Source organism: Mesorhizobium sp. YC-39 (assembly GCF_025753795.1).
Taxonomy (GTDB): Bacteria; Pseudomonadota; Alphaproteobacteria; order Rhizobiales; family Rhizobiaceae; genus Mesorhizobium.
Genome location: NZ_JAOWPS010000002.1, coordinates 111,936 through 134,436, shown reverse-complemented (window position 1 = coordinate 134,436; position 22,501 = coordinate 111,936). Strand labels below are relative to the sequence as shown.

Annotated in this window: 19 protein-coding genes; 12 read left to right on the top strand and 7 right to left on the bottom strand. The window is 61.4% G+C overall.

Annotation, left to right across the window (positions count from 1 at the left end; genetic code table 11):
• The first annotated feature begins 73 nt into the window (after positions 1-73).
• The 5 genes from OHD62_RS10095 (at position 74) to OHD62_RS10075 (ending at position 6,009) form a co-directional block, all read left to right on the top strand.
• Positions 74-1,264: a clavaminate synthase family protein gene (locus OHD62_RS10095; protein WP_263782472.1), complete on the top strand. Its 1,191-nt coding sequence runs from the start codon at positions 74-76 to the stop codon at positions 1,262-1,264.
• A gap of 109 nt (positions 1,265-1,373) precedes the next feature.
• Entirely contained in the window at positions 1,374-2,444 is a 1,071-nt protein-coding gene (locus OHD62_RS10090) for a CapA family protein (protein WP_263782471.1), read from the top strand.
• Positions 2,445-2,620: 176 nt separating this feature from the next.
• Positions 2,621-3,592: a hypothetical protein gene (locus OHD62_RS10085; protein ID WP_263782470.1), complete on the top strand. Its 972-nt coding sequence runs from the start codon at positions 2,621-2,623 to the stop codon at positions 3,590-3,592.
• 380 nt (positions 3,593-3,972) lie between these two features.
• On the top strand, positions 3,973-4,215 hold the full coding sequence (locus tag OHD62_RS10080; RefSeq protein ID WP_263782469.1) for a DUF1344 domain-containing protein: 243 nt from the start codon (positions 3,973-3,975) through the stop codon (positions 4,213-4,215).
• Positions 4,216-4,383: 168 nt separating this feature from the next.
• Positions 4,384-6,009, top strand: a complete 1,626-nt coding sequence (locus tag OHD62_RS10075) for an FAD-binding oxidoreductase (RefSeq protein WP_263782468.1) — start codon at positions 4,384-4,386, stop codon at positions 6,007-6,009.
• Between the two features lie 218 nt (positions 6,010-6,227).
• Here the strand turns inward: OHD62_RS10075 and OHD62_RS10070 are convergent, their stop codons facing one another.
• From OHD62_RS10070 to OHD62_RS10060, 3 genes are all read right to left on the bottom strand, one after another.
• Complete coding sequence (locus OHD62_RS10070) at positions 6,228-6,743, bottom strand: hypothetical protein (RefSeq protein ID WP_263782467.1); 516 nt, start codon at positions 6,741-6,743, stop codon at positions 6,228-6,230.
• A gap of 129 nt (positions 6,744-6,872) precedes the next feature.
• Positions 6,873-8,003, bottom strand: coding sequence for a hypothetical protein (locus OHD62_RS10065; RefSeq protein ID WP_263782466.1), 1,131 nt, complete (start codon positions 8,001-8,003; stop codon positions 6,873-6,875).
• A 6-nt stretch (positions 8,004-8,009) separates the two neighbouring features.
• Positions 8,010-8,444, bottom strand: coding sequence for a hypothetical protein (locus tag OHD62_RS10060; RefSeq protein WP_263782465.1), 435 nt, complete (start codon positions 8,442-8,444; stop codon positions 8,010-8,012).
• Between the two features lie 748 nt (positions 8,445-9,192).
• On the opposite strand from OHD62_RS10060, the gene OHD62_RS10055 reads away from it, so the two are divergent.
• Positions 9,193-10,131, top strand: a complete 939-nt coding sequence (locus tag OHD62_RS10055; RefSeq protein WP_263782464.1) for a diacylglycerol/lipid kinase family protein — start codon at positions 9,193-9,195, stop codon at positions 10,129-10,131.
• Between the two features lie 91 nt (positions 10,132-10,222).
• On the opposite strand, the gene OHD62_RS10050 is transcribed toward OHD62_RS10055, so the two are convergent.
• From OHD62_RS10050 to OHD62_RS10040, 3 genes are read right to left on the bottom strand one after another with little or no spacing between them, the layout of a single operon-like run.
• Complete coding sequence (locus tag OHD62_RS10050; protein WP_263782463.1) at positions 10,223-11,140, bottom strand: NAD(P)-dependent oxidoreductase; 918 nt, start codon at positions 11,138-11,140, stop codon at positions 10,223-10,225.
• A complete protein-coding gene (locus tag OHD62_RS10045; protein WP_263782462.1) occupies positions 11,137-12,351 on the bottom strand; it encodes a mandelate racemase/muconate lactonizing enzyme family protein in 1,215 nt (404 codons plus the stop codon). The genes OHD62_RS10050 and OHD62_RS10045 overlap by 4 nt, the downstream gene beginning before the upstream one ends.
• Positions 12,348-13,964 carry a GMC family oxidoreductase gene (locus tag OHD62_RS10040; protein ID WP_263782461.1) on the bottom strand — a complete coding sequence of 539 codons (1,617 nt, stop codon included), beginning with the start codon at positions 13,962-13,964 and terminating at the stop codon, positions 12,348-12,350. The genes OHD62_RS10045 and OHD62_RS10040 overlap by 4 nt, the downstream gene beginning before the upstream one ends.
• Positions 13,965-14,458: 494 nt before the next feature.
• Here OHD62_RS10040 and OHD62_RS10035 point away from each other — a divergent pair, with 494 nt between their 5' ends.
• From OHD62_RS10035 to OHD62_RS10010, 6 genes are all read left to right on the top strand, one after another.
• Positions 14,459-16,549 (top strand): caspase family protein, encoded by a 2,091-nt coding sequence (locus tag OHD62_RS10035; protein ID WP_412177378.1) that lies wholly within the window; start codon positions 14,459-14,461, stop codon positions 16,547-16,549.
• Positions 16,550-17,197: 648 nt separating this feature from the next.
• The gene (locus OHD62_RS10030) at positions 17,198-17,656 is read left to right on the top strand and encodes a hypothetical protein (RefSeq protein WP_263782459.1); all 459 of its coding nucleotides are present in this window, start codon (positions 17,198-17,200) and stop codon (positions 17,654-17,656) included.
• Positions 17,551-19,869 (top strand): glycosyltransferase, encoded by a 2,319-nt coding sequence (locus OHD62_RS10025; protein ID WP_263782458.1) that lies wholly within the window; start codon positions 17,551-17,553, stop codon positions 19,867-19,869. Before OHD62_RS10030 ends, OHD62_RS10025 begins: the two co-directional genes overlap by 106 nt.
• A gap of 352 nt (positions 19,870-20,221) precedes the next feature.
• Positions 20,222-21,043 (top strand): alpha/beta fold hydrolase, encoded by an 822-nt coding sequence (locus tag OHD62_RS10020; protein ID WP_263782457.1) that lies wholly within the window; start codon positions 20,222-20,224, stop codon positions 21,041-21,043.
• A gap of 96 nt (positions 21,044-21,139) precedes the next feature.
• Positions 21,140-21,535: an acyl-CoA thioesterase gene (locus OHD62_RS10015; protein WP_263782456.1), complete on the top strand. Its 396-nt coding sequence runs from the start codon at positions 21,140-21,142 to the stop codon at positions 21,533-21,535.
• Positions 21,536-21,697: 162 nt separating this feature from the next.
• Complete coding sequence (locus OHD62_RS10010; protein WP_263782455.1) at positions 21,698-22,000, top strand: hypothetical protein; 303 nt, start codon at positions 21,698-21,700, stop codon at positions 21,998-22,000.
• Between the two features lie 49 nt (positions 22,001-22,049).
• On the opposite strand, the gene OHD62_RS10005 is transcribed toward OHD62_RS10010, so the two are convergent.
• On the bottom strand, positions 22,050-22,418 hold the full coding sequence (locus OHD62_RS10005) for a winged helix-turn-helix transcriptional regulator (RefSeq protein ID WP_165779628.1): 369 nt from the start codon (positions 22,416-22,418) through the stop codon (positions 22,050-22,052).
• Positions 22,419-22,501 lie beyond the last annotated feature (83 nt).

Sequence of the window (22,501 nt, the reverse complement as noted above, 5' to 3'; positions counted from 1 at the left end):
GGAACTCGTTTGATAAGAAGGATACTGTCTCATACGGTCATTGAGGAGAATTCACATTTAAGGAGAGGTGACCATGCTCGACAGTCTTTCCAGTTCCAACGTTCGGCCGCTGCGCGCCATGCGCGGCGAGGGCGACCGCATCGCGCTCGACTTCGATGGCGGCAAGGTTGCGTGGCTTTCCACCCGTTGGCTGCGGCTGGCCTGCGAATGCGAAATTTGCGGCGACACCGCGTCCGGCAAAAGGTGGCTGACGCCGGGCGATGTTCCTATGGGGATACGCCCCGCCTCGATCGACGCCTCGCCCTACGCAGTGACCGTCACCTGGGAAGACGGCCATGTTTCGCGCTACGAAGCCCGGTTCCTGGCAAATCATGCCGGAGGCGGCCAAGGAGCGGCCCGTTTCCAACCCGAATTGTGGAGTCGGGATCTCGGTGCGCGTCTCGGCCGGTTCGCCTTTGATGCTGTGGTCGAGGACGACGAGATGCTGTTTCATTCGTTGCGTTCTCTGCGCGACCACGGCATCGCCATGCTGACCGGGGTTCCTGCCGAAACGGAAGCGACGGCGCGCGTCGCCGGCCGCTATGGGCCGATCCGCGAGACCAGCTACGGCAAGGTGTTCGACCTGATCTCAAGACCTGACGCGCGCGTCGCCGGCGAAACGGCACGTGCGCAGATCCCGCATACGGACGAGCCGTTTCGCTATTCACCACCGGGCTTCATCTTCTTCCACGCCATCAAGACTGGCGCCGGCACCGGTGGCACCTCGCTGATGGTCGACGGGTTTCATGTCGCCGAGCTGATGCGAGCCGACACGCCAAGCCTGTTCGATCTGCTGACGCGGCATGGCGTAACCTTCCATCGCGAGCATGCCGGCGAGGTGTTCTTCAGCACCGAGGCGCATGTCATCAGCCTCGATGCCGCCGGCCAGGTTACTGGCATCCGCTACAATGACCGCTGCCTTGCGCCGCAAACTGCATCTGAAGACGAGATCGACGGGCTGATCGAAGCACTGGCCGAACTGACGCGGCTGATCTGCGATCCGCAAAACCAGTTCCAGCATCAGCTTCAGCCGGGCGAGGTGCTGGTTTTCGACAATCAGCGTGTCATGCATGGCCGCAGCGCTTTCGACCCGACACTGGCGGTGCGGCATTTGCGAAGCTGCAACATCGACCGCGACGGTGTCCACAGCGCCTTTCGCACGCTGGCGCGCCGCTTCGCCCCCGAAGAAGCGGAGACGGTTCTCTATCAGGGCGCGATTTTCTAGATGAGCTGCCCGACAGGTTTCTAAGCTAAGCGCACGATTTCGACCGAAGGCGCTTCGCTGTATCGGGCGCTTCGTTTACCTTGGTCGTCCATTCTGGGACAGGCCGCGCGTGTCGAACTATCCGCTTTCCTACAAATTGTCGTGGCTGCCGCGTTTCCTCCGACCTTCGCTCGGCGGCGACGCCTATGGTTTCGCGCCGGCGGCCGCGACGGTGATCGAGCCGCTGCCGGCGCAAACGGTGAGGCTGGCCTTCGTCGGTGATATTTCAGGAGTGGCCAATCGCGGCGCGCCGGACTGCGACCCGGCGATTGCGGCGCTGCTGGGTTCCGCTGACCTGGTGATCGGCAATTGCGAAAGCCCGGTGGTGGAGCGGCCGAGCGCGGCGATGGGCACGCGGCTTGGCACCCATCATGCGATGACCGAGCGGTTTCTCGCCAAGGCGTTGGCGGCCGTCGGCATTGCGCGTGAAAAGCTCGTGCTGTCGCTCGCCAATAACCATGTGCTCGATCAGGGTGCCGAAGGCTTCGATGAGACGGTTGCCGCGCTAGAGCATCTCGGCATCCGCACCATTGGCACTGCGGGTAGGGGACCGGTCGAGCACTTTGCGGTCGGGCCGCTCAGCATCGGCTTTGCCGCTTTCACGCTGTGGCGTAACGCCGGCGCGGCTTCGTTCGCGAGCCGCGTCTCGATGCAAGGCGATTCGGCGAAGTGGCCGCGCGATGACAGGCCCGATCTCCTCTGCGCGGTGTCGCATTGGGATTGGGAGTTCCGGCATTTCCCCAGCCCGGATACGCGGGCGCTGGCCAGGCGGCTGGCCGGACATGGCGTCGGGCTGATCGCCGGCCACCATGCCCATGTCGTGCAGCCGGTCGAGCGGATTGGCAAGGCGCTCGTCGCCTATGGGCTGGGTGACTTTCTCGGCACCGCCTTCGCCCGACAACCGTGGCCCGGCCGGATCGGCGCCATTCTCGTCGTCGATGTCAGCGCCGACGCCGGCACGCGCGGGGCGATCGCCGCCTACCGGCTGCATGCTTTCGTGCGGCTGCGGGCTGGCGACCACGAACGGCTGGTTCCGGTCGAAGCGCTGGAAGGCCGAATGCGCAGCAAGGTCGAAGGCCGGTTGAGTGCGATCTATCCTTCTCCCCTTGTGGGAGAAGGTGGCCGCGAAGCGGTCGGATGAGGGGTGTTGGACGGAACGCCGACGCTTCATCTCTTCCAGCACCCCTCATCCGTCTCGGCGCTGCGCGCCGATCCACCTTCTCCCACAAGGTAAGAAGGCCCACCCTGCTGGCGACTTTCCCGCAAAAGCGGCTATCATGCCGAGGCACAGGCAGGTTTTCGACAGTGGGGGTGGCGATGGAAACTGTAGATTTCATGCCTGATGAAGCTGACATCGCCGCTGTCAAAAGCAATCTCGATGCCTACGAGGCCGAAAGAGCTTCAGCCTACAGGCAGGTTCGGTGGCGGGTGCCGCTGTTCGTCGGCCTGGTGCTGGTGTTCGTGGCGCTTGTGGCCTGGCTCTTCAACAAGATCGCCGATCCCAACGAACAGTGGTTCTCGACGCCGCATGTATTTCTCTATGTCATCGGCTTCGTGGCGGCGATCGTGCTCTATTTCCAGGCGATCAAGCCGGCGAGCAGATTGCAGCAATCGTTTCGCGACAGGCTGCTGCCGATCATTTTCGGCTTCATCCAGGAGATGCGCTACCAGCATGGTGTGACGCCGAATTCCTTCGACCGGCTGCCGCGCGGTGTGGTTGGTTCCTTCAACCGGCAAGCTTTCGACGACATCGTCTCCGGGCACTATGAGGGGTTTCCATTCGAACTTTATGAAGCGGAACTGCGGGAAGGGACGGGCAAGGGCTCATCGACCGCATTCAAGGGCGTCATCGTCGCCTTCGAGACCATCGCGCCGTTTCCCGGCATATTGGTGGCGACGCGCCGGGCCAATGTGGTCGTCGGCTTTTTCCGCGGCATGTTCGCCAGCAAGATGGAAGAACTGTCCAGCGGCGTGCCGGAACTCGATGCGGCTTATGAATTCCGCACCGACAATGCGCAAGCAGCCCAGCCGCTGGTGAGCGGCCGGCTGGCGCAGGCGCTGAAATGGCTCGGCGAAACATGGCCCGACGATCCGGCGCGCGTCGCACTCAACGGCAGCGACGGTTTTCTGCTCTTGCCGCAGCCGAAGAATTTCTTTGAGCTGCCCGATATCTCGGTGCCGCTCGACTATCAGACGCATGTCGCGCCGATGATATCGGACATGGGCGCGATGCTGGCGACGGCGGCACTGGTGCGAAAGATCGGGGCGAGGGACGAAGAGGCGGGTTAGCCTAAGCACGGCTAAGATTCGCGGGAAGTGGACGGCTCCGGCTGATCCAATGAAACAAAATGTGTCCTGATGATTTTTCCGGGCCGGTTTCGTGATGGCGGCGGCCGCAAAATGCGGCAGGCGCGTGGTGGTTACAAGTCGGTCGTTTCTGGCCGCTAAGCGACTCTTTTCATGGGAAAGGCGCTGTCATAAACGATCGGCCGATTGGTCGGGGCAGATGGATCCTCAGGCAATGTGTCAGAAATAAGTATATGATTCTGTTTGTGAAATTCACTCAACGTGATTTGCTGAAGGCCGGCTCCCGTACCAGTTTCAGGCCGTCGGTGGCTGTCGCTTCCAGGAGGCAGCGTTCCCGGCAAACTGAAATGGAGTACTTACCGATGAAGAAAATCCTTGTAACCACCGCCGCCATGCTCGCCTTCCTTGGCACCGCCTATGCCGCGACCGTTCAAGGCACGATCCAGGCGGTTGACCCGACGACCAAGTCGATCACGCTTGACGATGGCAAGATCTACCAGTTGCCGGCGGAGGCCGCGGTCGAGCAACTGAAGATCGGCACCAAGGTCGCAGTGACCGTCGACGACAAGACCGGTTTGGTGACATCGATCGAGAAGGCTTCGTAGGCGCGACGCCGGTCCCGGCAGAGGATTGCTGTCAAAACCTTCCATGACGAATCTTTGCATCAACGGCCGGTCCTTGACGGACCGGCCGCTTTCATGTCGCAACCGTGCTCCGTCACACGCTGCCATGGTTTTTGCCTAAAACCCGCGCTATTCCTGAGGCGGGGGTGCATGATGGTCGAAGAACGCAAGGGGTTTCGCCTGTCGCGGCGACTGCTGCTTGGTGCGGCGGTCGTCGGTAGCGTCGCACTGTGGGGCGGGACGACGGTCGCGCGGCTGGCGCGCGGTCCGTCGAGACAGAAGAATGCCGGGCGCATCGCAGACATAGACGGTATCTCCTTGCCGCTGAAACCGCCGGAGACTGCACCGGCCTTCGACCCTTCGCTGCCATGGTCGGCCAAGGGCGGCGCCATCAACGATGCCAGCGGCCTGTCGATGACGCCGGTCTATGGCGTGGTCGAAGTCAGCGAGGAAGATCACATCGCCAAAGCGCTGGCCTTCGCCCGCGCCAATAGCCTGAAAGTCTCGGTGGCCGCGGTGCGCCATTCGATGGGCGGCCACGCCTTCGACGACAATGCGCTGGTGCTCGACATGCGCAGGTTCAACAAGGTCAGTGTCGACGCGGCGGCCAAGGCGATGACCTTGCAGCCCGGCGCATGCTGGCACGATATCCAGAACCTTCTACATCCGCGCTTCGCGGTGAAGGCGATGCAGTCGACCGACATCTTTTCGGTCGGCGGCTCGCTGTCGGTCAATGCGCATGGCATGGACCATCAGGCCGGCTCGGTGGCGGGTTCGATTCGCTCGATGCGGGTAATGCTCGCCGACGGTTCGGTGACGACCTGCTCGGCAGCCGAGAACGTCGAACTGTTCCGCCATGTCGTCGGTGGCTACGGCCTGTTCGGCGTGGTGCTGGAAGCGACGCTCGACATCGTCGACAACGCCGTCTACCGGACCTCGCGCGAGATCATCAAGTCGGATGATTTTCCGAAGTTCTTCGCCGAGGTGCTGGAGCCGAACAGGACGATCGGTCTGTTTTACGGACATCTATCGACAGCGCCGGGCAATTTCCTCGAGGACATGATCGTCTACCGTTACGACAAGGTCGCTGACCAGCCGCCGGCTGGCCAGCCTGATATCGGCGAGCCGGTCGGCGTCGGCCTGAAACGGGTGATCATGAATCTCGCCAAGTGGGGCAGCCTGTTCCAGGAGTTGAAATGGTTCACCGAAAAGACGCTGGAGCCGAAATTCGAGAGCTGCACGGTGGCGCGCACGGCGGCGATGGCCGAGGGCGAGGCTTGCCTCGTCACGCGCAACAATCCGATGCATGATTCGGTGCCCTATCTGTTCAACGACCTGACGGATGAGACCGACATATTGCACGAGTATTTCATCCCGCGCGCGGCCTATAATCCGTTCATCGCCGAGGCGCGCGAAATCCTGCGCAACCAGTCATTGCCGGTGCTCAACGCCTCGGTGCGTATCGTGCACAGGGAAGATGTGGCGCTGAATTATGCACCGGAGCCGGCCTATTCGCTGGTGCTCTACATCAACCAGCCAACCGATGCCGACGGCAACGCCAGGATGCGCGACCTGACACGGGCCTTGATCGACCTGACGATCAGGAATGGCGGGCGGTTCTTCCTGCCCTACCAGTTGCACTACACCGGCAAGGAGCTGCTTGCCTCCTATCCGGAGCTGCCCTCCTTCCTGGCGAAGAAGCGGCAGTACGACCCGGGCGAGCTGTTCTCCTCGACCTTCTACCGTGCACTGAAGGCGCTGAGCGGGATCGCCTGAGAGACCGTTTGGAAACTCTACTCTGGCGGCCATCTGATGGCGTTTTCTGCGCTTCCGGTGCTCACGGACCCAAATGTCCGCTGCGCTCCGGCCTACGCCGGCCGTAGCATTCATAGGACGGAGGCGCCTATGAGGGCTTCGGCCGGCGAAGGCCGGTTCTCGAAATCACCACCATATGACTCGCCAGAGCGAGTTTCGAAACGGTCTCTGAACGCGGCTTACAAGCCGCTCGGCATTTTCGCCGCTAGCCAGTTCGCAGAGCGTTTCGCCATGTCGACGGTCGCCGAGGCGGCACGGCCAAGATCGGTCTTGACTACGGCATAGCCATTCTCTGTGCGATAGAGCACGCCGGCATCGACCACTTGCTCATAGGCGACGGGCCGGGCGGCGGCGGCCTCCATGGCCGTCGTCGGCGAGCCGACCGGGACGCTCGGCCGGTGGCTCAATTCCGGCGGCAGCGGGCTTTCGGGTTCAACGGCTCGGCTGGCGGGCTTCAGTTCCGGGCGAGACGCCGTCGCGGCCAATTGCGAGGAGGATGACGAGCCCTTCGCGCGGCAGATGCCGGAGATGAGCGGGTAGTTGAAATTGCGCTCGTGCAGCATCTGGCTTTTCATCGCCGCTTCGCATTCGGCGATGGTCGACCACTTGGCCGGCGTCTCGCCGATATATTCGCAAAGCTTGGCGTCGCAGTCGCAGCCGACGATCGTCATGGCGACAAGGGCGGTCTTGATCACGGTCTTGTCCCTTCAGGTTCCCACTTTACCAATCGGCGTGGAACAAGGCGGGATTTGGCCGCGATTGTGGAATGAGCATGGCGAAGCGTTACGCAACGTTTCACGGATTTCGGCTGTGACCGAAAAACCTCAGTAATCGTAGACATGCTCCAGTCTGGCGCCTGCCTTCATCAGCGCTGGTAGCACGGTGTGCAGCTTGCGCACGGCGACGGTCAGCCCAGTGCGGCGCGTGGCCGACTCCGCCGGGATTTCATAGCTGAACACGGTGCGGGCGCCGTCGGGAACAGCGATCTCGTCATTGGAAAGCATGGTGACCATGATCTCGTCATTGCCGCCGATCTCGACGAAAGAGACGCCCTTGCCGATCAGGCGCGGGATCATGTCGGTGAACACCTGGTAGCGCCTGGTGACGAAGATCGTGCCGTCGGCGCCGTAGTCGCGCTCCAGCAAGGTGTCCGGCTCGTTGCGCGTCGCTTCGCCGACCGGGCCTTTGGCCCAGACATGGACGTCAAGCAAGGCCGGGTCAGACGTGGCGGCGACCGCTTGGCTGATAAGGTCGGCATAGCCCTGTTTGATCGTATCGGCGAGGCCGAAGGCCAGCTTGCGTTCGCTGGTGCGGACGGCGCCGTCGCCCGGTGCCGGCTCGACGGCAAAGAGCGCGGCGCGATTTTCGGCGTAGGGGAACTGGTACCACGGCACCTGATCGAGAAATCCTGCGTACTCGGCCGCCACCTTGGCCTGATAGATGTCGGCGGCGGTCCGCTTGCCTGATGTCGCCTCGGTGATGCGGCCGACCATGTTCTCATAGGCCCATTGGAGGGCGTGCTCGATCGTATGGCTGGTGCCGATGATCACCAGCATCTGGTGGTTGGCGAGGTTGAATTTGTAGTCGGAGCTGGCGCGGATGACCATCGCATAGTCCTGCCAGAAGCGGCCGATATAGGACCAGTAGGGGAAGCCGCTCGGCTGGTTCTTGTCGACGAAGCCGGCATAGTCGCGGGCGGCGTAGACGATCGCCCATTCCGGATAGGTGAGGAAGGTCGATTCCTCCGGCCGTTGGTAGCCGGGGATTTCGGCTCGCACCTTGTCGGCCAGCGCCTTGGGCGGGGCGCCGTCGGCGACGCCCGGTAAAGGTGCGCTGTCGAGCGACGACGTGGTCAGGAAACCATAGGCCAGCCCGGTGATGGGGATGAGCACGACGATGACGATCAGCCAGAGGATCGCCTTGATGATGCGTTTCAGCCAGCGGAGCAGGAACATGGCCGCTCAGGCCGTGGCGAAATGATCGTGCACGCGCTTCGACAGCCAGAAGCCGACATAGACGGCAAAGCCGCCGATGACGAGGTGCGGCAGGTTGGCGAAGAAACGGGCCGGGAATTCAACGTCGTTCAGGGAGCGGAAGCCATTGATGAAGATGCCGGCGTCGAGGCAGCCGGAACCGGTGATCAGGCCGAGCAATCCGTCGAACAGATAGACCGAGCCGAACAGCTTGAAATAGAACACCGCCTGGCGGTGCGAGATGAAGGCGGCGGCCAGCGCCCAGACGCCGGAGAAGGCGTGCAGAAGGTCGTCATACCATTGCAGCGAAAACAGGCCGAACAGATTGCCATTGGCGTCGTTGAACGCCGGTATATAGCCGATAGCGACAACGCCGAAGAACAGGAATGCGTATGCAATGGCAAGCTTCTGGACCAACGTCATGAAGTATCCCCCTCCAAGTGACGCTAAACGTTAGCTGATTTTGGTGTCAGTTGCAGCCCCAACCGGAAAGACCGTAAAAATTGTGGGGGATGCCAGGTCGTGGATGTCCGACCGAAAAGACAGTCGGCGCCGGGATTTCTCCCAGCGCCTCCCTGTCAGCTCAGGACACGGTCGCGGCAGCAACTTCCGTAAAGACGTCGCGCCATGCCGGCCTTGATGTTGACGGTCCTGCCAGTCCGCTACTCGAGAGCAGCGTCCGTTCGGGACCACGCCGGCCTTCACCCTTGCGAGCTTCGTCCAGCGCGCCATCGAAGGTTTTTGCCGTCCTTCATGGCAGCATCGGTCCGCCGTTGGCGTTCGCACGCTTTCCGCGGCCCCGTAGTCTCGGCATCCGTCCCTTGAAACAGGCAAGCCTGCTCTCGTTCCGGGCCGTACGGGCCTCAGGAAATCCGCCGTTTCGCTTTGCCTTTCGGCGTGGCAATCGGTAGCCGCCTGAGATGGGTTCAATGTACGGGGGAAAAGTGTCTGGGGGAACCGCCCAGAGCCTGTGGATAGCGGGATTATCGGGGACCAGTTCCGCGACCAGGGCGTTTTTCGACGCAGGCCCTGAACCCGGCACGGCAAGGACATCCACCGCGAACGAGCATCGCCAGACATTCGGTGCTTGCTCCGCTGGCCGGCGCGGGTTTCAATGCTGGCAAAGGATTCTAGGGCCGCGGCGTCCTCGATGTCCTTTGGGGGAGGTTGCTTGAAGGTCGGGGTGGTGCTCAATCCGATTGCAGGTGGCGGCCGGCTGAAACAGCATTGGCCCGAGGTCAGTGCTTCGCTGAGAAAGCATTTCGGCGATTTCGAGTTGCGCGAGACGCAAGCCGAAGGCGACGCCGAGAGGCTGGCGCTCGATCTCGCCGCCAGTGGTTTCGAGCTGGTGATCGCCGCGGGCGGCGACGGCACGGCCAGCGAAACGGCCGACGGGCTGCTGCAGGCGTTTCAGGAACACGGCCGGACGGCCGAGCTCGGTCTCTTGCCTTGCGGCACCGGTATCGATTTCGCCCGCGGGCTCGGCCTGTCTGATGAAGTCGACTTGACGCTGAGGCGCATTGCCGGGGCCAAGGCCCGCAAGGTCGATGCGGGTCGCATCTGCTATATCGACGATCACGGCGCGCTGGCCAGCCGCCATTTCATCAACATCGCCAGCCTCGGCCTTTCAGGTGCCACCGACCGCGCGGTCAATGCCGACAAGCGCAAGGGCAAAGTATCTGTCAAGGCACTGTTCTTCTGGCGCACTGTGGTCGAGTTCATGCGCTACCGGTTCCAGGACGTCAGGATCACCATCGACGACGGCGACCCGGTCGAGGCGCGCATGGCACTTGTGGCGGTGGCCAATGGAAAATTCTTCGGCGGCGGCATGATGATCGCGCCGGATGCCGAGCTGGACGACGGGCAGTTCGACATCGTCATCCTGCGCGCGGCCGGCAAGCTGAGGCTGATCTGGGACATCCGCCTGCTCTATGGCGGCCGGCACCGCAACCATCCGGCAATCACCATCCTGCGCGGCAAGAAAGTGGTTGTCGAACCGCTTGGCGATGTGGATAAGAACGGCGCGCTGGTCGACATAGACGGTGAGTCGCCGGGGCGCATACCGGCGACATTCGAGATCCTGCCAGGCGCGCTGACGCTCAGATGTTGATTCAACGCGTTAAGAGATTGATTCAGGTCGTTCCGGCTGTGATTCCGGCGACCCATTCAATCCACTGAAATCGCTTGCTAATTCCGCAACGTCAGCTTTCCAGTTTTGCCGGGAAACCAGGCGCACGCAGGTCGGTGCCGACGGCATCCTCGAGCAGTTTGACGATCTGGGTCGACCCGGCGCCGCCGCCATAGGCGGCCTTGCCCTCTTCGAAAATGGCGTTGACGCGTGAGGCGAGGTCGAGCGGCACGCCGAAATCCTCGCCCATACGAAGCGCGAAGCCGAGGTCCTTCAGCGCCAGGTCCATGGTGAAGCCGATGTCGTAGGAGCCGTTGAGGATGAGCTGGCTTTCGGTCTCGTGAACGAAGCTGTTGCCGGAGGAGGCGACGATCGCGTGATAGGACTGGGCGAGGTCGAGCCCGCCTTGCTTTGCCAGCATCAATGCTTCGCCGGCGGCGACGAGATGGATGAAGGCCAGCATGTTGGTGATCACCTTGATCACCGCCGCAGAGCCGACCGGACCCATCAGGAACGACTTCGCGCACATCGCTTCGATGGCCGGTCGATGATGCGCATAGAGCGCCGCATCGCCCCCGACCAGTGCGGTGATTTTTCCGACAGCCGCCAGGTGCACGCCGCCGGTGACGGGACATTCCAATGTCTCGATACCTGTCGCCGAGGCGAGTGCGGCGAGCCGCACAATCTCGTCGCGGCCGTTGGTCGACATTTCGATCCAGGCGCCACCTTTGGGCAAGCCTTCAAGCAATCCGCTAGGGCCGGCCAGCACCTCTTCGCTTACCTTCGGCGACGGCAGGCAGGTGATGGCGTTGCCGGCACGCGCGGCGGCCTCGGCCGGGCTGTTCGCGGCGTTGGCGCCGAGTGCCACAAGACGATCAACGGCTGCCCGGTCGCGGTCATAAACGGTGACGGCAAAGCCGTTGCGGATCAGGCTGGCGGCAAGGTTGCCGCCGAGATGGCCAAGGCCGATGAAGGCGTAGCTTTCACTCACGGCATCAGCGGCGTCTGCATCATCTGCAGATGCAAGTCCTTGCCGTTCCAGGGATGCGCCTCGCAGACCGCTTCATTCAGTTCGACGCCAAGGCCAGGCTCCTTCGACGGGATGACGTTGCCATCCTGCCATTCGATCTTTTTCTTCAGCAGCGTCGCGTGAAAACCGTCCCACTGCTTCAGCGATTCCAGGATGAGGAAGTTGGGCAGCGTCACCGCAAGCTGGATGTTGGCGGCGCCGACGATCGGCCCGCAATAACAGTGCGGCGCCACCTGGATGTGATAGGCCTCGGCCATGGCGGCGATCTTCTTGGTTTCGAGAATGCCGCCGGAACGGCCGAGGTCCGGCTGCAGGATGGTCGCGGCGCGGTTTTCGATGACACGGGCGAACTCGAACTTGGTCGTCAGCCGCTCGCCGGTTGCGATGGGAATGGACGTGCCCCGCGCCACCTGCGCCATTACCTCCGGCATGTCAGGTGGCACCGGCTCCTCGAACCACAACGGATCATAGGGTTCGATCGCACGCGCCAGGCGCAGGGCGCCCGATGCGGTGAACTGGCCGTGCGTGCCAAACAGGATGTCGGCGCGGGTGCCGACCGCCTCGCGGATCGCCTTGACCATGCGGGTGGAGACATCGATGTCAAGCAGGCGCGGCTGGTGGCCATCGAAAGCCGTGTAGGGACCGGCCGGGTCGAGTTTTACGGCAGTAAAACCCTGCTCGACATATTCGAGCGCGCAGGCCGCCGCCATCTCGGGGTCGTTGTAGACGTTCCTGCCGTCCGGCGCATCCTCGGAATGGACACTGCCGGTGTGCGGATAGAGGTAGGTGTAGGAGCGCAGGGTCTCGTGCACCTGGCCGCCGAGCAGCTTGTAGACCGGCTTGTTGGCTTCCTTGCCGATGATGTCCCAGCAGGCCATTTCGAGCGCCGAGAAACAGCCCATGCCAGAAACATCGGGGCGTTGGGTGAAGCCCGAGGAATAGGCGCGGCGGAAGAAGTTCTCGATATCGTGTGGGTCGCGGCCGATGAGATAACGCTCGGCCATGTCCTCGATCATTTTCGCGGTGACGTGGCCGGAGAAGGTGGCGTTATAGGCTTCGCCATAGCCGACGACGCCGCCATCGGTGGTGAGCTTGACGAAGATGAAATACTTGCCGCCGATACCAGGCGGCGGATTGCCGACAACCCAGGTCTTGACGTCGGTGATTTTCATTTTTGGTCCTCCAGAACCAGTTCGGCGCCCTTCCATCCGGTCATGATCGAGGCGGCGTTGGTGTTGCCGGTGATATTATCGGGAAAGATCGAGGCGTCGATGACGCGCAAGCCCTCGAGGCCGTGCACTTTCAGACGCGGATCGACGACAGCGCGCGTGGGGTCCGGTCCCATGCGGCAGGTCGAAACCGGGTGGTAGACGGTGCCCGAGCGTTTCCTGAAATCCGCAATCAGATCGGTGTCCGAAGTGATCGACGGACCGGGCAAAACCTCTTCCTCGATGATCTCGGCCATGGCCGGCATCGAAGCGATCTTCCTGACGAACTTCACCGCCGCCAGCATTTCATCGACATCGGCGTTGGTGGAATAGGCGTTGGCCGTGATCCTGGGATAGTCGCGCGGGTTGTTGGAGCGGATCATGATCTCGCCACGGCTCGACGGGCGGCAGTTCGACAGCCCGATGGAGAAGCCCGGCCACGGGTCGGGCGTCAGGATCGGGCGTTCGCCGCTCTTCGGGATCACTGTCGAGAAGGCCTGGAAGTAGAGCTGCATATTGGGGCGGCTGGCCGCCGGGTCGGTGCGGAAGAAGCCGCCGGCATTGTTCATCGACAGCGACAGCGGGCCGGAGCGTAGCAGAATGTATTGCATGCCCACCAGAAGCTTGCCCCACCACGGGCGCAGGATCTGGTTGAGCGTCGGCAGCCTGCCCTTGAAGGTGTAGTTGATGCCGACATGGTCCTGCAGGTTTGCCCCGACATTCTCGTTGGCATGAACGATTGGAATGCCCAGCCCCTTGAGCAGCGCCGAGGGACCGACGCCGGACAGTTGCAGCAGTTGCGGCGAGTTGACCGAACCGCAGGACAGGATCACTTCGCGTCCGGCGCGGGCGGTTCTCGTTGCGCCGTTCTGCAGATATTCGACGCCGACGGCGCGCTTGCCCTCGAACAGGATCCGGGTCGCCAGCGCATTCATCTCGACGAGGACGTTTTTGCGCTTCATCGCCGGGCGCAGGAAGGCGCGGGCGGCCGACATGCGGCGGCCGTTCCTGGTGGAGATCTGGTAGACGCCGACGCCTTCCTGCGATGCGCCGTTGAAATCCGGATTGAGCGGTAGGCCGGCCTGCTGGCCGGCGGCAAGGTAGCGCCTGGTCAGCGGATGGACTGAATTCGAGCAGTCGGTAATGTGCAGCGGCCCGCCGGTGCCGCGCCAGCCGTCGGCGCCAGCTTCATTGTCTTCCAGCGCCTTGAAGGCAGGCAGGAGATCGTCGTAGCCCCAGCCGGAATTGCCGGCGGCTGCCCAGGCGTCGAAATCCTCGCGCGCGCCCCTGATCCACACCATGGCATTGATCGAGCTCGAGCCGCCAAGCAATTTGCCGCGCGGCCAGTGGTCGGCATTGCCGCCGAGGCCGGGGTCCGGCTCGGCCTTGTAGTTCCAGTTGACCGCCGGGTCGAAGAAGGTCTTGCCGTAGCCGAGCGGCATCTGCACGTAGAAGCGGCGGTCGGTGCCGCCGGCCTCCAGCACCAGCACGGAGAAGCGGCCGGAGGCCGACAGTTTTTCCGCCAGGACCGACCCGGCCGAGCCGGAGCCGACAATGATGAAATCAAAACTCTGCATGATGGATGCGGGCGGCTCCGGAAATCTGGCCGCAGCCTAGACGGCGCATGCTTCCCAAGTCGCCGTGCCTTCCGGCATCGGTTGTGAAAAAAGCGACCGGCAGTCCTCAGTTTGAATTTCAGCGCTTCGTCCGGAGGAGGCAAGCCCTGACCCGTTTGCGACCCTCGCTCCCCTACCGCGAATGGCTGCTTGGCGCCTCACGTCGGCTGTTGAATCAATCTTGCTATCGCCCGATAGCAGACGTAGCCAGCGCGAACCGCGGACATCGCAGTTGCCCCTATTGCAGAAATTCCCCGCCCTCTCAGAAGCGCACCTTCCTTATCGACCGAACCAAGCGCGCCCCGAAGCAGTGATCTAGAGCAGAACGAGGTCCATTGGAGTTTTGCCATTGTTCGGGCTATGATTGGGCGGATTCTTTCCTTGGAAAAACGCTGGGAAGGCAGGTTGCAACAGTGCTTTCCAATCATTTGAGGCGAGGCTTCCTGTTCGCGTTCATGACCGCGTTCAGCCTGCTTTGGCTCGCTGAGGCCCACGCCGAGAGACGCGCGGCCGTTGTCGTCGGTAACGGTGACTACGCCTTCGCTCCCCTTACAAATCCCCGCAACGACGCCAAGCTTATTGCCAATACCTTGACCGAGCTCGGCTTCGATGTGCTGCTTTTCTACGACGTCAAAAAGGCTGCCACCAAGGACTTGAAGGACGCAATTGCAGAGCATCTCGTGGGTGCAGACATGGCGATATTCTACTACGCCGGCCATGCACTGCAGTTCGATCGTCAGAACCTGCTGCTGCCGGTCGACACCGCCACGTCCTCCGCAAAGAAAATCGTCGCCGATGCGATGCGTCTCAACGATCTTATCGATATCGTCAAGGACGACCCGGTTGGGGTGAAGCTCTTCATCCTCGACGCCTGCCGAAGTAACCCTGCCGCGAAGGACAAGGGACTGGACGAGGGACTGGCCAACACAGAATCGGGAAGCGGCCAGGTGCTTATTGCCTTCGCGACAAGTGCTGGAGAAGTCGCCTATGATGGCACAGGCATAAACAGCCCATATTCCTCCGCCCTCGCCAACGCTTTGCAAACGCCGGACCTCGATGTCTACGACACGTTCAGGACGGTGCGAGGCGACGTCCGCCAGGCAACAGGTGGGTTTCAGATACCCTGGATCACCGGTTCGATTGAGACGAAATTTGTGTTCAAGCACGGTGGCGCAGTGGTCAGCGGGGCGCCGGCGCCGGTTGAGACAAGCGGCGGCCTGACCATCGACGCGGTGTTGTGGGCCTTCATCAAGGATAGCCCCAACCCGGACGATTTTAGCCGTTTCGCAAAAGTCTTTCCGCAGAGCCGCTTTGCCGCAGAGGCAACGGAGAAGAGCAAGGTGCAACTGGCGTCGCTTTCCCAGCGCGGCGCCTTCGTCAGCGGCCCTCTGAGATCCGCTTCAATCGAGGACGAGATCTTGGTCGTCGGTGAGAGCCAGGCGGCTAGCGCCGAGTTTGTTTTCCAACAGGCAGGAGAACGCGCCGTCAGTGAAACGTTTCGCGTATGGCCATCGGTTTTGCCCGACACTCAAAAGGGCATGAAGGCGCTCGTGACGAATTGTGACCTCTATGCGGCAGATCCCAACGACCCACAGCGTTCTGTCCCTGGCGTCACCAATGGGCTGGTCAACGTTCGCGATGCGCTCAGGGCATGCGGCTTCGACCTTGCAGCCGACATCAACAACCCGCGCCTGCAGTTTCAATTCGGGCGTGTTCTGGAAATTGCCAGGCGCTACGATTGGGCTGAGCACTACTATGAGCTTGCCGGCAAGCAGCAATACAGTGCTGCGCTCATAAACATGGGTTATATGGCACGTGTCGGAATGGGGCGCGAGATCGACTACGGCCGTGCGTTCGACTTTTACGTTCGGGCCGCTGCGCTTGGCAATCTCAGGGCCAGGACCGACATCGGCTCAGCCTATATTGCCGGCCAGGGCGTGCCAAAGCTGCCGGAGGAAGGCGTTCTTTGGTATCGCTTGGCCGCATCAAGCGGCTGGGCGAATGCGATCACCGCGCTCGGCGACGCCTACCGCCTCGGCACCGGCGTCAAGCAAGACTTCGTCCAGGCAGCCTCGTTGTATGCAGCAGCAGCCGACACCGGCCAGATCGATGCGATGGCGAATCTGGGACAGTCTTATATCGCGGGGGAAGGCGTGAAAAAGGACGTGCCACGAGGACTCGACCTGTTGCAGCGCGCAACCGAAATGGGCAACAGATACGCGCCCTATTTTATGGCACAGCTATATCTGAAGGGCGACCGCAAGCTGGCTGCCGATCCTCGCCGCGCCCTGACCCTCCTTGAGCTTTCCGCAAACAGGGGAAATGAGTACGCCTATGTCCGTCTCGCGTGGGGGCATCGCGACGGTGTATTCACCGGGGGCAAGCCCAACCTGCAACGAGCTTACTTCGACGCCTCGCTCGCCGCGAGGCTGCGGGCCGATCAGGGGGAACAGGCAAAGGCAGAAATCGCCGAGAAAATAAACCGCGCAACTCGAGAAAAAATAGACACAGAAGTTGAACTATTTATCAAACAGAATGGACCGTAACATCTGACCAATATTACACGAATTCGAAATGCTTGCGTCACTACCGATTGTCAGAAGCCAAAACCCATTCATAACGGCTCCCAGCGACGCCGACGAAAGGGACGATTGATCAATATTGAGAACTGCGGCGCTTCGGCGCTGATTGGTCGCGTCGAGGCGCATTCGTCTTGGTGACCTTAGCGCACCGTCCGTCCGAGACGAAAACGCAGATAATGGGCCTCCCCGCAATCGTCACGCAGCCGTTCAGCATGACTGAAGTGGAGACCAGAGCGGCAGCCGAAGCCATCCGTGACAGCAGCGATCTTGCCATTTGCGTCGCTCCTCAAGACTTGGCCGAAGTAGAACGGCCGCTGCCCAGCATCAGGAAGTTCCAACGGCACGCCAGAACAAGAAATACGCGAACTGCCCTACAGTCAAGGCCACGCAGGCGAATGCGCCGGCCTTGCAAATTGACGAAGCCGCCGATGGAGTTTGGCGAAGGCATGTAACTGGAGTGTGCCGCCGTTGCGAGGGCTTTTCGCCCCGTGGCATATGCTGCTAGACTGGTTCGAGACAGCGAACACCAGACAGGCGCGCCGCATAGCTTGAACGTTTGACACGCATAAATCGTCATTGCTACGCTAGCATCCCCAAAGTGAGCGCCAATCAATGAGAAAACTCACAGAACTTTTCCTTCGAAAGGGTAAGCAAAAGCCGGAAGTTGAAAACCCAGGTAATATTTATATATACAAATCAAAAGAAGAAAAAATCTCGACTATTATTATAACAACTTTTGATGTAAATCCGGATCTTATAGAAGAAATCATCGTCACCACCAAGCGCAGGCTTCCGGGAAAGAACGATAGGCTCATTTATCTGACCAACAATCCGGACTTCACGATGTTCCGCCGTCACGGCGTAATTTTCGAGTATCTGCCCCCTTTAATAGAACAGCGGCTGCACGCAACCGACATGCCCTGGCAGGCTTATTTGCAGGGGCGCTGGGGGCTCCTTCTTGCAAAATGGCGCCCCCGCCGTGTCCTGGCTTACGGCACGAAAATCGACACTTTCCTGGAAGCGGCGCCAGCGACAACCGTCCGCAAGGGGCCGGATACTCCCAAGTCATGAAGCTGAACATTCTGTTCATCGCCGATGTCCGCTTCGAAGGTGGCACGTCCACGGCGCTCGCGGTGGAAATCCAAGCGGCCGCCCGCGCGGGTCTCAAGACCGGCTTGCTGGCAGTGAAGGGACCATTGCTGGGTCACCCCCACCCGATGCATCCCGACTTGCGGGCGCTGCTCGATGGCGGCGCTACAGAACGGATCGACCCGGAAACGAAGGTCGAAGCCGATCTTGTCCTACTCCACCACCCGACGATAATGTCCAACCGCGTCACCAGGCGGATCAGCATCCGGGCCAAACACCTGGTCGTGGTTCTCCATCATCCTATGGTCGACCGGCTAGGCAAGCTGCAGTATGACCTAGCGCGCATCATCAACAATTGCCGTTGGGCGTTTGGCGTCAATGTTTTGCTCGCCCCCGTCAGCGCCATCGTTCGCGACGCTTTGCCCCGTCGTTTGCCTGCGGGCGCCGAACTCTTGCCGGAAGACTGGACAAATCTGATCGATCTCGGCGACTGGCCTCGCAGGGCAGACGGCCCGCCGCATAATCCAGTGGTCATTGGCCGCCATGCCCGTCCGGACAAATTGAAATGGCCAAGCAGCGTCGCCGATGCGATGCGCATCTACCCTGCAGATCGATCACGCTACACCATTAGGATTCTGGGCGGCGATTCCTTCCTCGAGGAACTTTATGGTCCGCTGCCGACCAACTGGGAAATACTACCCTTTGCATGGACCGGCATCCCCGAGTTTCTCCAAGGGCTCGATTTCTATGTCTATTATCATAGCGATTCCTGGTCGGAGGCTTTTGGTCGCACCATCCTCGAAGCGCTCGCGGTAGGGCTCGTCACGATTCTCCCCACACACTTCCAGCCATTATTCGGTGACGCAGCAATCTATGCGGCGCCGAGAGATGTTGAGCGGGTCATCGACAAATTCATCAACGACGTAGAGGCCTACGCTCAGCAATCGGCCTTGGCCAAGGATTTCGTTTCTCGACACCATTCAGCTGACCTCTTCCAGCAACGCCTTGAGAGATTGTTCGGCATTGCCAGACCACGAGATTCGGCAGTCGAGCGAGCGTCGATGATCCAGCCATTGCCGACACGTCACGTTCTGTTTGCATCCACCAACGGCATCGGAATGGGGCATCTTGCACAGCAGATGGCTGTCGCTCAGCGGTTGCCGGAGGGGCTGAAGCCCGTCTTTGCGACGATGTCCTACGCCATGAGAATTGCAGCCAATGAGGGTTATCACGCCCACTTCCTAACCTATCATCGCGGCATCGATGCCGCGCCCGAGGACTGGAACGACGTGCTTGCCGAGGAATTATTCGACCTGATCAGTCATCTGCGCCCAGCGGTCTTTGCCTATGACGCGACAGCTGTGTTCGACGGTGTCGCCGCAGCGCTGGCCATGGACCCCAACCTGTTTTCGATCTGGGTGCGCAGGCCGATGTGGAGGGAATCGCACCGACGGTTCCTGGAGATGGCGAACGTTTTTGACGCCGTGATAGAGCCAGGAGAGTTGGCGGACGAGTTCGATCACGGCCCGACCAAGGAGATGCGCGACAAGGTCTTTTTGGTCCCGCCGGTCCTGCATCTGGAACCCAACGAGCGCCTGGAGCGCACTGCTGCGCGCCTATTCCTCGACCTGCCGGAAGGCATGACCGTCGTCGCCCTGCAACTCGGCTCAGGCAGCAATTTCGACATGCGCGGCGTCCGCAACGGCGTTCTTAAAGCTCTGCTCGACCGTCCGGATACGCTGGTGCTAGATATCCGCTCGCCGATCCGCGCTGATCTCGCACCCGACGAGCCGGTCGGTCCGAGGCATCGGATCGTCGAGCTGTTCCCGAGTTTCCACTACAGCCACGCATTCGACGCCGCGGTCGTCGCGCCTGGCTACAACACTTTCCATGAGAATATCCTTGGCGCAGTCCCGACTTTGTTTGTGCCCAACGAGGCCGACGAGATGGACCTGCAGCTCAACCGTGCACGCTGGGCCGAGCTCGGCGGTTTTGGCCTACTGATGCGGCGCGACCATGGCCTCCCACATGTTGATAGCTTCGTTGAGCGGCTGCTCGACCCTACCGAGCGCGACAGCATGGCAGCGCGCTGCAGTTCTATCATCTGGACCAACGGCGCCGACCAGATCGCGGACTTCATCGAAGACCACGCCAGGATTCTCCGAACCGACTGGGACATCACCAAAGGTGCCTGACGTCGCGGCTGAGCAAATATTCTGTTGGTGTCGTCCAATGGTGTCGTCGTCGGCCGTCTGACCCACCAAATTGCTGTCGCCGCCGAACGGCTTGCGGCCGCTTCCGGCCCAAGGCTGCAGTTTAGCTTTGCGCCGCATGTCGGCCGTTTGAGCTGCCTTTGCCGCTGCCTGAAAACAGACATCGTCGGTGCGCGCGCATCTCGGCTCGGTTCGCGGGCGATGTCGGATTTCCCTGCCGGCCGGCCTGAGGGCTGCGCGACCGCTCAAGCCCCTTTCGCTCCCACCGACTTGTGTGCAGTGGTGTTTTGCTGTCTGCTCCACCCCACGGCAGTCGTGAGGGGCAGCGAGCGGCATGGACCTGCGGAAACTGGAGGGCGAACACGGTTTCGCCCTTGGTTATTGCGTTCAGGGTAGCGGTCCGTTGCTGTTCCTGGTCGGTGCGCCGGCTGGAATTTCTGAATTCGCCGGCATAGCGACAAAACTCGACCATAGTTTTACTGTGGTGACGCATGACCCCAGAGGGGTTGGTGCAAGCCAGATTTCGGGCGATTACAGCACGACGCCGGAACTGCTGGCGGGAGACCTGCTCTCTCTGATCCGGAGCATGACCGACGAGCCTGTCCTGATTTTCGGCGCCAGTGGCGGCGCGGTAACTGGACTCGCACTGCTCGCGGCTCATCCAGAAGCAGTACTGCACCTCGTGCTGCACGAGCCTCCGCTCTTCGGCCTGCTACCAGAAGGCATGGAGCTGCTGGCAAGAATGGACATCGCCTTTCGTACCGCCGCTGACGACCCGGATGCCGGAATGCAAATGTTCGCTGACTTAACTGAGACATTTCAAACCACCTACGAAGCCGCGCCTCGACCAAAGCCGATCAAGCTACCACCGGGTACGCCCGCCGAGCGTGCGAGGAATCGCTTTTTCCTGAATGCCATGGCGCCGGCGACGGTGCGCTATCATCCGCTTACCGAACGGCTGCCGGGTGATCATATTCTTATCGCAGCAGGCGAGGCCTCCATCGGTCAGCCCGCTCGCCGTGCCGCTGAGGCTTTGGCCGGCGCATTCGATACTTCCGTCATCGAATCACCCGGCAATCATCTAGGAATGATTCTTGAGGCGGAGCGTTTTGGCGAGTGGCTGATGGAGACGCTGCGGACAATTCGCGCCGGCTGAACTAACGAATTTGACTGCGCGACGATGCTGGTGGCGCGTTGACGCGTCGATGCCGTAACGATACGAGATCGGGCTATCGATCTCGGGGATTTTCGCATGGTGCAATACGCGAACGGCCGGCCGCTCGGCGACCTTACGCTGAGGACCCTGGCGATGCCTTCCGATGCCAATGCAGCGGGCGATATTTTTGGCGGCTGGGTGATGGCGCAGATGGATCTTGCCTGCGGCATCCGCGCCGCCGAGCGCGCCAAGGGCCGCGTGGTGACGGCGGCGGTGAAGGAGATGTCGTTCGCCAAGCCGATGAAGATCGGCGACACGCTGTGCATCTACACCCATGTCGAACGTGTCGGCCGCACCTCGATGACGCTGAAGGTCGAGGCCTGGGCGCAGCGCTACCTCTCCGACCTGATGGAAAAGGTTACCCACGCCGATTTCGTCATGGTGGCGTTGGACGGCGAAGGCAAGCCGAAGGCGGTTCCGGCGGAAGGCTGAGCGGCTGGATGCAGTCAGCTTAAAATTGAACGGCAACGCCGCTGCCAGCCTCCCGCAAGGGGGGATGCGGGCAACGAAATGTGTGATGCCTTTCATATTCGCGTTCGCAAATTTCCGTGACCGTGTCCGAGCGGATCCGGAGACAAGACAATGCGTCAACGATTGCTGAACGGCGCATTGGCGGGCGCGCTTGCAGCCTTGTTCTGCCTGCTGGCCGCAACCGCCTATACCGAGGTCAAACGAGAAGAGGCCGAAGTCCGTTGCGCCTCCGAAAACCACACCCTCAGGGGACAAGCGACCAGGTGCGAAATCTGCGTTGCGACGACGTGCGACACCGGTGCGATGGCTGTGCGCAATTGCGGTAAAAGGGCGGCCTGCGCCATCGACGGCAAGGTGGTCAATCAGGCCCCGAAATCGAAGCGGCTCGAAAGCCGTCCGCGGGTCGGAATGCAGATGCAGCCGTAGAATCCGTCGACGCTATGCACCGCGCGCAAACCCTTGCAGCGCAAGAGTTTCAGGCGTGAATCCCATCGAATTTCGCCCGCGCCGCCTTGACACGTTCGGTGTTCTTGCGCGCCCATGCGCCGAGTGCTGCGACTGGCACCAACAGCTCGCGGCCGAGATCGGTCAACTCATAGTCGACGCGTGGTGGGATGGTCGGAAACACGGTGCGCGTGACGAAGCCGTCGCGCTCCAAGCCGCGCAAGGTGGTGGTCAGCATCTTCTGCGAAATGCCGCCGACGGCCGTTCTCAATTCGTTGAAGCGCAGGGGGCCGTCGCCAAGCTTGCCGACGACGAGCACGGTCCACTTATCACCGACGCGCTGCAGGATCTCCGAGACGGCGCGGCAGTCCTCGGTGTTATGCGGGTGCCTCAGTAACAAAAACGTGCCTCCTTGCACTTCGAGTTTGCGGTATCTCATATAGCGCCGGTATCCAAACGATACCACAATTTCCCGCAAGGAGA